This is a genomic window from Micromonospora sp. PTRAS2 (assembly GCF_054052245.1).
Map to the genome: position 1 here is coordinate 341,497 of NZ_JBSWBU010000006.1, position 14,776 is coordinate 356,272.

The following is a 14,776-nucleotide window of genomic DNA, read 5'->3' on the forward strand; positions in this document are numbered from 1 at the left end:
TCATCCCCGGTCCGCCGCCGGTCGTGGCGTTCGGTTCCGCCGTCGGGGCGGCACGCCGGGGCGGTCCGGCACCGGGGCCGGCGGGGCCGGCTGCGCGTCGACCGGGTACACCGGCAATGCCGGATCGCCGGTCACCAGGACGTCGCCGAGGGACGCCACGACGACGGTGTGCGGCAGGAGGACGCGGGGTCGGTGCCGGGCGTTCGGCTCGTCCGTCGGCAGCATCCGGCTGGCCTCGTCGACCGGGACGACCGGGGTGTCGGCGGCGGCGAGCGCGTCCAGGCCACGCACCCCACCGTCGCCCGCCACCGCGTCCGGGTCGGTCGCGTAGCTGGCCAGCGAGCCGGGTTCGGCCCGGTCGACCAGGGCGGCGAAGTCGCGGGCCGGGAAGACGTACACCTGCGCGTCGTCCGGGGCGGTGAACGCGTCGGCGTCGACCACGAACTGACGTACCACCGGGCCGTCGCCGGAGGGCAGGCCCACCTGCGCGACGTGGTCGGCCATCCCCCGGGCCACGCCGTGCGCGGTCTCCGGCCGCGCGAACACGGCAACCGGGGCGTACGGGTCACCGACCCGCACCCGGAGCTGGCCGGTGTCCGGATCCTGATGCAGGTCGGTCGACACGGCCCCCGCCGTTCCGTCGGGCGCCTCGACGACGAGGTGCAGCCGGACCTGGCCGGGGCCGGGCGGCACCGGCCCGGGTCCGGCCTCCCCCGCAGCCGGGCGGGCCGGGGCGAGCGGGCGGGCCGGGGCGAGCGGGCGGGCCGGGGCGAGCGGTGCGTCGAGGACCCGGTTCGACACGTCGCGCGGGTCGCCGCCGGGGGCGTCCCGGTTGACCAACCGGGTGAAGTCGGCCCGCCCAGCCACGATGCCGTCGCGGACCTGTTGGGCGAGGCCGTGCATCGCGCGCAGGCGGGGCAGGTCCGGCACCCCGCTGCCCCAGAGGACGGTCATCCGCTGGAGGGTGCGCAGCAGCGTCATCCAGTCGGCGAGCGGACCCGGCGCGCCGGGGATCCCGGCGAGGCCGCCACGGCCGGGGTCACGGCTGATCCGGAACGCGTCCAGGGCGAGGCTTGCCGCGCCGAGCAGCCCGTCGAGCATCGCCTCCCGGGTGTCCAGGGTGAGCCGGTCGAGCTGCACGTCGGTGCGCAGACCCACCACCGCCAGCGCGTCGTCGAGCTTGGCGAGGTTGCGGTCGATCGCCGCCTGGTCGAGGCTGGGGCGCAGCCGGTCAGCCAGCACCCCGACGGCCGCGGCGGCCCGGTCGAACGCCGCGAGATCGGGGCTGCCGTCGCCGAGCCCGCCGACCACCTCGTGGTACGCGTCGAGCGCCGCGCCGACGGCCCCGAGGACGCGCCCGTCGGCGATCGGGCCGGGGCCCTCGGTCACGCCGAACCACAGCGCCCCGAGCGCCTGGGTGAGCAGTTGCCAGCCGTACACCTGCATGATCGGCTCGTCCAGCGCGATCTCGCTGGCGCCCCGCAGCCGGGTCAGCTCGGCGCGGAACCGGGCCAGCGCCGCGACGTGGTCGGCGTCGTCCGGCTGGTGGCCGTCGACCAGCGGCGTCAGGTCGAGGTCCCGATGGGCGGCCGGGGCCAGGTCGATCAGCGGCGCCAGCTCGACGATCGCGTCGAGCGCACCGGTGGCGCGCGCCACGAGGGCGGCGACGGCGACGTCCCCGGTGCGCCACTGCCGCGCCCACTGGCCCACCAGCCAGTGGAAGTCGTCGAGCACGCCGCCCACCTGCGCCGCACGGGCCGTGAACGGGGCGGCCAGGGTCGGCGTGGCGAGCACCGGCAGCAGCCGGACCAGGACGCCGCCGAGCTGGTGGACGACGACCGCCGCGGCGGTCTCCGGCTCCCCGGCGGACAACCCGGCGACGACCTGCCGCGCCTCGGTGATCCGCAGCAACATGTCGCCCCGGAGGTCCCGACCGTCGTACACGCCTCCGATCACGCTGTCGGAGGTCGGATCGTCGGCGTGCGCCGGGCCGGGGAGCACCCGGCGCAGGGACAGCTCGACCTGCATCCGGGCCTGCGGAAGGACCCGGTCGAAGGCGGTGAGCCCGGCGAGGACCCGCACCGGAAGGACCCCGCCGGGCAGCTGCGCGTCGAGCTGGAAGCGGAGGAAGTCGGCGGCGGTGTCGGCCAGGAGGCGGGCCACCGCGTCTTCCCGGGCCACGCTGAGCACGCCCGGGGTCACCCGCAGCACCAGGCTGAACTCCAGCGTCGTGCCGTACGCCACCGGCTGCGGTGAGCCGGCCAGCCAGGACGTGACCAGCGCAGCCCGCTGGGCGAGCTCCTGGCGGGCCGGTCCGGTCAACCTGGCCCAGTCGACGACCGGTTCGGGCGGGGTGAGCCGCTGGTGGTCCTCGGCGGCCGCCGGCGGCACGGAGTCGCCGAGAAGTTCCAGGTCCCACGGTCGCCGGACCAGGCCTACCAGATCGGGCACCGTCTGGAGGCCGTGCTCCGCAGGGATCCGGATCGGGAACTCGAAAGCGACGCGCTCGGTCCCGGTCCGCCACGCCCCCTCCAGCTCCGCCGCCGTGATCGGCGGCACCGTGGGGTCGACTGCCGGAGGCTGCTGCCCCGCCTGGCCCGTCGTGGTCTGCGGTGCGAAGGGCGCGACACCGATCGGTTGGACGACCTTGTCCGCACCCCAGTACGCCCCGTCTGCGTCCGGTTCCCCGATCAGCGCCGCCAGCAGGTGGAGGTGACGCGGTCGCAGTCCGGCCCACCGCATCCCCCGCAGCTGGGCCTCCTCCTCGTCGGACAACGCCGCCCGCTCCTCGTCGGTCAGGGCATCGCCGGGAAGTCCCGCGAGGTCACCGAGGAGGCTTCCGGGCACGTTCGGACGGTGCGGTGCGGTGTCGTCGCGGTACTCCTCGCGCAGGCCGAGCTGGTGGGCGAACTCGTGCACCAGCTCCTCCTCCAGGGCGTCGTGACGCCAGTGGAACTGGTCGGTCGGCCCTTCGTCGATCACCTGCACCCGGAGGTGGGCGTCCTGCGGGGAGGCGGCCCGGGCCACGGTCACGTGCAGCAGGTCGCCGAACCGGTTGGGCAGCCGGTACGCGTTCTCGTCGGCGTAACCGTCGCTGTTGAACACCCGGTGCACCCCCCGCCGGAGGGTGGCGAGCATCTCTCCGGCGGGGTCGTCGTCGAGCCACACCCGCACGGTCAGGTCGGTCACCGAATGGCCGCCGTACCGGAACCCGCGGACCTCGAACCGCGACACGACCTCGTACCGGTCGTCCGGGTCGGGTCCGGGTCGGCTCACCGGGTCGACCCAGTGGTGCTCGCGGACCGCGACCTGCGCCATCGCGCGCCGCACCGTCCACTCCACCGGCTCGTCCTCCTGGCGCAGCACCGCCCCGGTGTCGGTGTGGAGCCGAACCCACTCGGTGGCGCCGGCCCGCCGGCCCGTCGGGTCCGTCCGGTCGGCGTCACCCGCCGGGCCGGACTGCGCCGCCGGCATTGTCGGAGAGGTGATCATCGCGCGTAGGCCGGCGGGGACGACGCTCGTGCGGCCCGTCTGCTCCGGCCGGAACACCCGCCATCCACCGAGCTCGTCGTCGCCGCTGGTGGGCACCGCCCTGATCGCACCGGTGCGCGTCGAGACCTCGATGTCCGCCCCGTGGGTCAGGACCACCGGTGTGACGAGGAGCCTCGGCTGCTCGGTGACCGTCTGGCCGAGCAGGTCGACCAGGGCCTGCGCCGCCGCGTACGGCCGCGGGTGCCCGATCAGGAGGACGCCCTCGACCGGTGTCGACTGGGCGATGATCGCCCGGACGACGGCCGTCGCCCAGCCGGGCACGTACGTGGGCGCGTCGGGGCCGGCGAAGACCACCTGGTAGCCGCGGGGCGCCTGGATCAGCGGCACGAGGTCGAGGACGGCCGGGTCCCCGGTGCCGACGACGGAGGGCAGGGTGTGCTCCACGTCCGGCGGGAACAGGTTCAGTTGCACCGTCACCGGCGGCACCAGCTCGGTGCTGTCACTCAGCCGCATGAGCCGACCCCCGGGGCCGGCCCCCCACCAGCGGGTCAGATCGGCGCCGGCCTCGTACGCCGCCGGCAGGAACTCCAGCCACGGCCGGATACCGTCGGGCCAGTCGACCCGCACATCGCCCAGCTCCGGATCCCACCTCGCCGTCGCCTCCTCGGCCAACGCGTAGACGGGCCGACCGGTGAGGTCCGCGAGGCGTTGCAGGGGGATGACCTTTTCCGAGAGGCTCACCCGCTGGACGACGCGGATGGCGGCCACCTCGTCGGGAACCGGCAACAGGGGTCGCAGCGACCAGTCCGGCTCGTCCAGGGGCAGCTCCACGGTGAGCAGCCCCGGCGGGCCCGCGTGGCGCCACATCGGCCAGAGCCGCCGGTCGGACGGCAACGCCAACTGCACGCCACCCGGCCGGGTCACCGCCGTGCCGGTGACCCGCAGCGCCTCGTCGAAGGCCGCCCCGGCCGCCCGCCGCAGCGACTCCGCCTCCCCCTGTGCGGCGACGCCGTCGACGTGCTGCGCGCCGAAGTAGCGGACCTCCAGCACCATTAGCGGCAGCGCGCCGTTGGACTTGTCGAGGCCATTGAGCACGGTCATCCCGCCGTATCCGAGGTGCTGCCGCACTTCTGCGCGGAGGTAGTCGATGATCGACTGCTCCTTGCCGTCGTTCTCCTTGTCGACAAAGGCGGGGCTGGAAAAGAAGTCACTGGTCAGCTCGACGCCGGTCTCCCTCTGGAAACGCGCCTCGATGTCCGGAACCCGAGTCGTGAACATCCGGCGGAAGAGCTGCTCCATCCTGTTGAGGTTCGCCGTGAAATGGTCCTGTGCCGCCGGTGACAGCTGGTCGAGCAGCATCCGCATGTCCTGCCGGGACAGCGCCGCGACGTTCTCCTTGACCAGGCCCTCGTGGATCCACCACCCCGTGACGCCTGCGGTGTTGGAGTAGAGCACGGTCGCGAAGCCGCGCAGCTCCGCGACGTCCCGGGCGCTGCCCCCCTGGCTGGCGAAGTGATCGGCCACGATGTCGGCGAAGCGCAGCGCGTCCTGCAGGTGCGGGCGGGCATGGGAGGGGGACACGCTCGTCGGGCTGCGCCAGGTGCGCTGGGCGACGTAGCTCAGGAACGAGTGCGCTCCGGCGAGCGGGACGCCGATGCTGTGGTGCACCCGGGCACCCGGCTCGCTGTCCGGCGGGCGCGGCCCGATCTTGACCTTCGTCCCGAGCGGTGTCAGCACCACCTGGGGGAGATGGCCGGCGGCCTTGACCTTGGCCAGGAGGTGGGCGAACGGGACGGGACGGGTCAGCGCCGACAGGGCGTTGCCCAACGCGGTCATCGACGGGAACAACGACTCGTCGCCGCGATGCGCGTCCAGCTCGGCGTCGGTGTCGGGCACGACGCCGACGATGACCTCCAGGATGGCCACCGTCTCCGGGGTCCGCTCCGGCATCGGCGAGCCCTGGCCGTCCGCGCCGTCGACCGTCTCCGGATCCTGTTCCGGCACCGGCTGACGGTAGAGCCTGCCGTCGCGGCTGTCGCGGAAGTAGGTCTTGGTCTCGACCTCGATGACGATCGTTCCTGTGGGATCTGCGGCGAGAGCGCTCGTCCGGGCCCGGGTGGGGACGGTCTCGACGGTGGCGTCCTTGAACATGTCGACGGCCGCGCTGAGGTCGAGCATCTCGAAGAACTCGAACTCCGCGCCGTGCCCCAGGAAGGTCCGGTTCACCGGCGCGTCCACCATCGACCGCGCCACCGAATCCGACGCGACAGGCACGGGCGCCGCCACGTCGACCAGGGCCGCCGGATCCACCGTACCGTCGGGATCGACCAGGACCGCACGGGCCGCGACCTCCGGGCCCAACGCGTTCAGCCGCGGCAGCCGGTTGTCGGCCGCGACCTGCGGCAACACCACCGCACCCCGCTCACCACCGAACTGCACCCACCGCACCGGATCCGTGGCGCGATCCAACCGGTAACCGGCGAAGGCATGCCCCGGCGCACGACCAGGCCGCTCCAACAGGACGAACGCCGCCGTGCCGGGCACGGCGGCGACCAGCGCCGCCTCGACCCGCGCCCAGGAGTCCACCACCGCCCAGTCGGACCGGTCACCGGCGAAGTCGCCGGCCCAGCGGATGCCGATCGCGGCGTCGTCACGGGTCCGACCGACCCGCAACCCCGACCGGGCGAACCCGTCGACGCCGGCGTGCAGGACGGCCGCGAACCGCCGGACCAGAGCCAGACACGACAACGGATCCTCAGGCGGGTTCCAGGACGCCGCCGAGGCGGCCGGATCGGCCGCTCGGACGGCCGCCTGGGCGTCCAGGGTCGCCCGCACAGCCGTCTCCAACCCGGCCGGGGTCAACGGGTGCCGGGTCCGGTCAACCCGCCGGGACACCTCGATCCGCTCGCTCCCGGCTTCACCGGCCGCCACGTCCCCGGACTCGGTGTCAACCGCCGGAAGCGGCTGACCCGCCTGGTCGATCGCGGTCTGCGGCGCGCGGGGCGCGACACCGATCCGCTCGGAGGTGGGGGCCGTCCCCCGGTACGCCCCGTCGGCGTCCGGCTCCCCGATCAGCGCCGCCAGCAGCTGCAGGTGGCGGGGCCGCAGCCCGGCCCACTGCATCCCCCGCAACTGGATCTCCTCCTCGTCGGACAGCTGCGCCAGCTCGTCGGAGGTCAGTGCGTCGCTGGCGACACCGGTGAGGTCACCGAGGAGGCTGCCGGGCACGTCCGGACGGTGCGACGAGGTGCTGTCCCGGTACTCGTCGCGCAGGCCGAGCTGGTGGGCGAACTCGTGCAGTCGTTGCTCCGGTGTGGCGTCGTGTCGCCAGTGGAACTGATCGGTCGGGCCTTCGTCGACCATCTGCACCGCCAGGTGGGCGTCGTCCGCGGAGGTGGCCCGCGCCACGGTGACGTGCAGTCGGTCGCCGTGGCCGTTGGGCAGCACGTAGGCGTCCTCGCCGGCGTGGCTGTCGCCGTTCAGCATCAGGTGCACCATGTCCCGGAGGTCGGCGAGCACCTCGCCGGCAGGGTCGCCGTCGATCCAGACCCGCACGGTCAGGTCGGTCACCGGCTGGCCGTCGTACTCGAAGCGGCGGACCTCGAAGCGCGACTCGACCACATACCGGTCGTGCTGGCCCGGCCCGGGCAGGCTCACCGGGTCCACCCAGCGGTGCTGGCGGACCGCCACCGGCGCCGCCGCCCGCCGCGCTGCCCACCCCGGCGGCTCGTCCGGGTCGCGCAGCGCCGCCCCGGTGTCGGTGTGCAGCCGGACCCACCCGGCGTCGCCGGCCCCCGGGCCGACCGGGCCCGCCGCCGTCGCCGGCGAGGTGATCGCGGCACGCACGGCGTCGGGGACGGCGGTCGTCCCGCCCTGGGCAAACGGCCGGAACACCCGCCAGCCGTCCAGCTCGTCGTGGCCGGTGACCGGCACCGTCCTGACCTCACCGGTCCGCGTCGAGACCTCGATGTCGGCCCCGTGGGTCACGACGACCGACGCGATGCCTGCTCCCTGCGCGTCGGCCACCCGGCCGAACTCGTCGGCCAGCGTCTGCGCCGCCAGGTGCGGCAGCGGATGCCCGACCAGGAGGATCGCCTCAGCCGACACGGAATGCGTGGTGGCCGCCTCGACGACGTCCGCCGCCCAGCGATGCACGTCGGCCGGCGCGTCGGGGCCGGCGACGACCGCCAGGTAGCCCAGGGGCACCTGGATCCGGGCCGCGGCAGCGCGCACCTCCGGATCGTGGGTGACGACGACGGGGGGCAGGTGCTGCCCGGGCGTCGGGAGCAGCTCCCTCGGGTGGACGGTCAGGGCCGGCTCCGAGCCGTCGCCGTCGGTCAGCGGGGTGAGCTGGCCGCCGGCACCGATCCCCCACTGACGGGGCGGATCGGTGGTGACAGCCTCGTACGCCGCCGGCAGGAACTCCAGCCAGGGACGAACGTCGTCAGGCCCGTCGACCCGCACGTCCCGCAGGTCCGGGTCCCAGACCGCCGCCGTATCGTCGGCCAGCGCGTAGACCGGTCGGCCGGTGAAGTCAGCCAGGCGTTGCAAAGCGACGAAGTGCTCGGGGAGGTCGACGTGTTGGACGACCCGGATCGCCGTCACGTCGGCGGGCATCGGCAGCAGGGGACGCAGCGACCAGCCCTGCTCGTTGAGAGGAAGCTCGACAGTGAGCAGCCCGGGTCGGCCGGTGCGACGCGACAGTGACCAGAGCCTCTGGTCGGGCGGCAGCGTGACGGCGCCTGACCGGAGCACCACCGTGCCGGTGACGCGCAACGCCTCGCTGAAGGCCGCCCTGGCCGCCTCCCGCAGCGCCTCGGCCTCGGCCTGGGCCGCAGCCCCGACAACGTGCTGCGCGCCGAAGTAGCGGACCTCCAGCACCACCAGCGGCAGCGCGGCGTTGACGTCGTCGAGCGCCGGGAGCACGGTCATCCCGCCGAACGCCGTCCGCTGGGACACCCGTCCGGCGAGGTAATCGACGACCGTCGGCGTCTGCCCACCGGGCAGTTGGAAGAAGTCACCGGGCAGTTCTTCGCCGTGCCTGTCCCTGAAGCGGTCCGCGAGATCCGGGAAGCGGGCCGTGAACTGGGCACGGAACAACCCTTCGACCTCGGTGAACCCCTCCGTGAAGAAGGTTCTGGCCGCCGCCGGGAGCTGCTCGATCAGCACCGCCATGTCGTGTCGGGACGCCGCCCCGAGGTTCTCCTTGGCGCCGCCGCGGTAGATGAAGCGGTTCGCGTACCCGGCCGCATTCACATACAGCATGGCGGCGAAGCCGCGCAGCTCCGCGACGTCCCGGGCCGATGCACCGGTGGCGGCGAACCGGGCCGCCAGCGCGTCGGCGAACCGCAGCGCGTCGTCCAAGTGGGGCCGGGCGTGGGACGGCGCCACGCTCGTCGGGCTGCGCCAGGTGTGCGCGGCGACGTAGGCCAGGAAGGAGTACGCCCCGGCGAGCGGGACGCCGATGCTGTGGTGCACCCGGGCACCGGGGTCGCTGTCCGGCGGGCGCGGCCCGATCAGCGCCCGCTCTCCCACGGGCGTCAGCCGCAGCTCGGTGAGGTGGCCGGTGGCCTGGAAATCAGCCAGGAGATCCGCGAACCGGACGGGACCGGTCAGGGCGGACAGGGCGTTCTCGAACGCCGCGATCGACGGGAACAGTGACTCGTCGGCGAGATGCGTGCCCACCTCCGCGTCGGTGTCGGGCACGACTCCCGCGACGACCTCCACGATGGCGACCGTCTCCCGGATCCGCGTCGGCGCCGGCCGGCGGTAGAGCCGGCCATCCTGGCTGTCGCGGTAGTAGTCCTTCTTCTCGACCTCGATGCTGATCGTTCCGGCGTCGTCGGCGGCGAGGGGGTACGTCTGGGCGGCGAGGGGCAGGGTCTCGACGGTGGCGCCCTCGATCAGGTCGATCGCCGGGCCGAGATCGAGCATCTCGAAGAACTCGAACTCCGCGCCGTGCCCCAGGACGGTCCGGTTCACCGGCGCGTCCACCATCGACCGCGCCACCGAATCCGAGGCGACAGGCGTGAACGCCCCGCCGTCGACCAGGGCCGCCGAGTCCACCGTACCGTCGGGATCGACCAGGACCGCACGGGCGGCGACCTCCGGGCCGAGGGCGTTGAGCCGTGGCAGCCGGTCGTGCGCCGCGGCCGGTGGCAGCAGCGCCGCGCCCAGGTCGCCGCCGAACTGCACCCACCGCACCGGGGCGGTGGCGCGGTCCAGCCGGTAACCGGCGAAGGCATGCCCGGGGGCGCTGCCGGGGCGTTCCAACAGGACGAAGGCGGCGGTGCCGGGCGCGGCGGCGGCGAGTGCCGCCTCGACCCGCGCCCAGGAATCCACCACCGCCCAGTCGGACCGGTCACCGGCGAAATCGCCGGCCCAGCGGGTGCCGATCGCGGCATCGTCCCGGGTCCGACCGACCCGCAACCCCGACCGGGTGAACCCGTCGACGCCGGGGTGCAGGACGGCCGCGAACCTGCGGGCCAGGGCGAGACACGACTGCGGGTCCTCGGGCGGGTTCCAGTCCGTCGCCGAGGCGGTCGGATCGGCCGCTCGGACGGCGGCCGCCGCGTCGACGGTCGCCCGTACGGCCGTCTCCAACCCGGCCGGGGTCAGCGGATGCCGGATCCGGCCGGCCGGCCGGGGCGCGCCGGCATCGCTGTCCGGATGGCCGAGGACGGCGCCGTCGGACCCGGCATCGCTCTCGGCATCACTGAACACGGCGTCGCTCTCCGCGTCGCCGTGCCCGGGATCGCTCTCGATCGCCGTGGATCGGAGGGTGGCCGGGGCGGTGTCGTCGCGCCAGAGGCCGACCGCCGGGCGGGGCAGCGCGATCGCCTCCTCCCGGGCCTGGGCCAGATCGAGCACGTCCGCCTCCGGCAGCCAGGCCCGATAGTGCCCGTTCGCCAGGTAGAGCAGCACCGGTCCCTCGCTGATCCGGGCCTCGGCGCCGTCGAAGCGCGGGTTGTAGACCGTCCGGACCGACCAGCCGCCGACGGTCGCCTGGGCGCCGTCGTCGGCCTGGTCGTCGGCAGCCGCCCGAGCGTCGTCGTTGGCCCGAGCGTCGTCACCCGCCCGAGCGCCGTCGTTGGCCTGGGCCCCGCCGGTCGCGGGGCCAGCCGGACGGGCCGTCGGGACGGGGGTGGCCAGCACCACGGGCCGGCGCAGCGCCGCCCCGACCAACAGGACGAGGTAGTCGCCGGCGTCGGCCGCCCAGTCCGCCTGCCACCTGCTGACGGTCTGCACGAGTTGGGCGTGCAACCGCCGCTGCGCCCGGACGCCCTGGCCCAGCAGTCCGTCGCCGGCGATCGCCCGTTCCACCTCGGCGAGCCGGCCGTCGACGAGCAGGGCATGGATCTGGGCGCGCAGGCCGTCGGCGACCCGCAGGACCAGCGGGCGCAGGCGGGAGGGCAGGGTCACGTCGACGGGCTCCCGGGCGTCCCGCCATGCCTGGATCTCGTCGAGGTGCCCGCGGTACCCGTCGGGCAGCAGGCCGCGCACCTCGGGCAGCGCGCTGACGACCACGGATTCGAGCAGGCAGAGGCCGTTACGGTTGACATCGACGATCTCCCCGGCGGTGGGGGGAGGGAGGGCGGTGAACTGGTTGTCGGCGACCGCGCGAACCGTCGCCGGTGGCGGTGGCGGTGGCGGTGGCGGTGTCGGCCCGGCCGGGGCCACCGCTGCGATCGACTCGGCCGGCTCACGGTCGGCGACGACCGGCTCGGCCGGGTCAGGCCGCCCGGCCGCCGTCGGGGCGGGCTGTCCACCGGGCGGTGTCGGATCGGTGCCGTCGGTCGGGGGCAGCAGGACCGGCTCGGCGACCGGGTCTGCTGCGGAACCGCGGCCGAGGTGGCCGGCGGCCAGAGCCACCAGCCGTTCGACCTCGGCGCGCGCCTCCCACCACCGGCGGCGGGCGGACACCTCCGCCTCGGCCCGTTCCGCCGCGTTCGCGGCGGCGGCCCTGGCGACCGTGTCGGCGGCGGTGCCGGCGTCGCCCGGGAACTCGGCGACCAGGGCGATCCGTTCCAGCTCCCGCCAGGACTTCAGCGCCTTCTGCGCCTGCTGCGCGGCGTGGACCGCCTGCTCCAGGAGTCCGGCCACGACCACCCGGTCGACGTCGGCGCTGCCGGGGACATCACCGGCCAGCAGGTGGTCCAGGGCTTCGGCCTGGTCGACCAGCACCGGCTGCGAGTCGGGCATGGTCACCTGCACGGCGGTGCGGCGGGTGCCGGTGAGGTCGGTGTGCTCGGCGACGACGACCGTCTCGGTGGTCCACCACACCTTCGCCCGCGCGCCCTCGTCATCCGGCCCCAGCCGCATCACGTCGGTCCGGTGCCCGGTGGCCTCCTGCTGGCTGGAGCTGCCCGGCACGGAGACGCCGAGCGCCGGCACGACCCCGACCGAGGTGCCGAGGGTGTCCGGCAGGGCGGCGTCGGCGCGGGCCACCAGCCGGGCGTCGCCGTGCCGGCCGGCCCCGCCGACACCGGAGGCGCCCTCGGCGGGCACGAGCACGCTGTCCAGCCGCACCGAGGTGACCCGGGTGTGCAGGACGAGGCGGTACCCGTCGGCGAGGGTGATCTCGTAGGGGCCGGCCATCCGGTGTGGGGTGGCGGCCCACAGGTGGGTCCGTCCCAGCAGGGTCATCAGCTGGTAGTTGAGGGTCGATCCGGGCATCCCCACCGTCGGTCCGGAGCCGACGATCCGCAGCGCCCGCAGCGCGGCGGCCTGGAGGGCGGCGGCCCCGTTGAAGCCGAGCGCCGCGTACCGGCCGGGCACCGGCACGGCGGCGTCCCGCCAGGCCAGCCAGTTGTCGGCCGGGATCGGCACCAGCCGCAGCGGCCCGTCCGTCCCGCCGACGGTCAGCGGGGCGTCGGTCACCGCGGCCGGGTCGGGCAGCACGGTGGCCGGGCCGGACGGCCGGTAGGTCAGGTTGAGGTGTTCGGCGGCGGTCTCGGTGCGCAGCGGCACGGTGATCTCGTGCCGGCCGATCTCCTGCCGGCGACGGTGGGCGGTGAAGACCAGGCGCTGCGGGCCGTAGTCGACCGGCAGCCACGGGCCGGGGGTCTCGACGGCGGTGACCGCCCGGCTGACGGCGACATCGCTGGACCGGCCGGCGGCGGCACGCCCGAGCACCCCGAGCGCGTTGAGCGCCGCCCGTTCCCCGACGTGCGCCACCGGGACCACCTCGTCGGTGACGGCCTCGCCGGACTGGCGTCCGCCGCCGACCTCGCTGACGGCGCTCAACTCCAGGTTGCTGGCGCCCGCCCGCAGCTCGCCCACCTGCGGAGGGTCGGCGGCGGGTACGGCCCGGACGATGATCTGCACGGCCGGGCGGCTGAGCAGTCCCGGGTAGCGCAGCACGAAGCTCAGGCCGCCGTCGAAGAGGTCGCCCAGGTGTGCGGCGACGGTCACCGGGTCGGTGTGGTGCAGGACGGTGCTGATGTTCATGCCCGCGTTGCGGTCCTGACCGACCAGCTCCATCCCCTCGTCGCCGCCGAGGCGCAGCGAACGCAGCCAGCTCAGCATGGCCTGACCGATGGCCGGGGCGTCCACCAGCCGGCTGGTCTGGTGCATCACCTGCGCCGCCGGCGGGGTGACCTGGCGCGGCAGCCGCCAGCCGCCGGGGGTCAGGCCGAGGGCCTGCCGGTACTCCTCGGCCGACATCTGACCCAGCAGGGACACGTCGCCCACCTGCTGGTAGCGGGTGAAGGCCCGGTCGGGCAGCACCCACTTCGGTTCGGTGAGCACCACGGCGAGGTGCACCCGCAGCCGACCGTGCACGCCCAGCAGGACCGTCCGGGACTCGGAGTGCTTGATGTTCCGTTCGACCTCGGCGGCGGCGAGGACCGTCTCGCCGCTGGTCCACTCGATCTGCCGCCGGCCGAACAGCCGCAGCGCCAGGGTCGCGGGTGGCTGGGTGGGGGTGCGGGCGGCCGGCTGGGTGGGGTTCGGGGCGGGCGGCTGGCCGCCCGGCGTCGCCCCGCCCGCGTCACCGGGCTGGCCGGCGGGCGCGGCGGGCTCGGCCGCCCGCCACGCCGCGCCACCCCCACCGACCTCCAGCCGGAACTGCCCGCCCCGTTCGGCGGCCGAACGGCGCACCGCGAACCCGGCCACCGCGCTCTCGTACCCGTCGCCGGTGAGCGCGCCGGCCGGTGTCTGGTCGTGCCCGATCACCTCGGCGAAGACGAACACCGTGGCAGGCACGTCGTCGCCGAGGACCACGCTGGGGGCGTGCACCGGCTGGGGTTGCTGGGTCGCCGGTGCCAGCAGCGCCGCCAGGTGGCCCTGGTCGACGAAGGCGTTGAGCCACTGGTGCAGGGGGGTGCCGGGGATGTCGCCGCTGAACGCCGTGCCCCGCCGGCGACCGCCCGCGCCGGACGGCAGGTGCCCGGCGTCCATGTAGTCCGTGGTGGCGCCCCGCAGCGCGTCCAGCAGTTGTTCGCGCAGCTCGGGCATGCCATGGACGTGGTGGGTGACGGTGTGCTGGGCCAGGGCCGCCCCGAGATTCCGGAGCCGTTGCCGCTGCGGGTTCACCGCCGGGGGCAGCAGCTCGCCGAGCGCCTCGCGCAGCACGATGCCCGCGCTCGGCGCACCGGTCGGCGTCGGCAGCACGACCGGCTGCGGCTGCCCGGCCGCGATGGTCTGGGTGAACGGCACCGAGAAGCCGAGTTCGAGGTCGATGGTGGAGTCCCCGGCGAAGCGCAGTGGCTGCGCCTGCACGGGTTGGTCGGCCAGCCACCGCCAGGCGTCGGCGAGGAAGCCGCGGTACTCGACGATGACCGACGCCGACAGCTCCAACTGGACGTCGTCGGCGAACACGGCGACCGCGCCGCCGCCGACGCCGACGACGCCGGCCTGGCTGCCCTGGGTCACCTCGATGACGTCCCGCCAGACGCCCTGGAGTCGCACCCCGATCCCGGCGGCTCCGCCGATCGCGTCGCTGCCCACCGACGCGCCGGCCTGCACGCCCGACGCGACGCTGCGTACCGCCCGGTTCGTCCCCGCCTGCGCCCGGCCCTGGCTGGTGCGCAGCTTCACCGTCGGCTCGTCGTCCTCCGACTCACTCGTCTCGCTGTCGCTGGGCTCGGGGATGTCGGCGGTGACCGGGTCCGGGTGGGTGCCCCGCCGGCCGAGGTACCGGGGTGCCGTGTCCGGGTGGCGACGCCGCACCCCGATCCGCACCTCCAGCGTCCGACCGGACAGGATGTTTCGCACCCGCAGCTCGATCAGCAGCTCCCCGTCGGCGGTGCCCAACAGGCGGGCCGAGTAGCGGCTCGGGCTG

At 74.9% G+C, this 14,776-nt stretch carries 1 protein-coding gene (cut by a window edge); it reads right to left on the reverse strand.

Features of this window, described 5'->3' with window-relative positions; translation table 11 throughout:
• Window positions 1-14,776: the 3' portion of a WXG100-like domain-containing protein gene (locus tag ACVMYR_RS21280; protein WP_457122531.1), read on the reverse strand. The gene runs 14,162 nt beyond the window's last position; the window shows 14,776 of its 28,938 coding nt (coding positions 14,163-28,938); the start codon falls outside the window, past its right edge; its stop codon occupies window positions 1-3.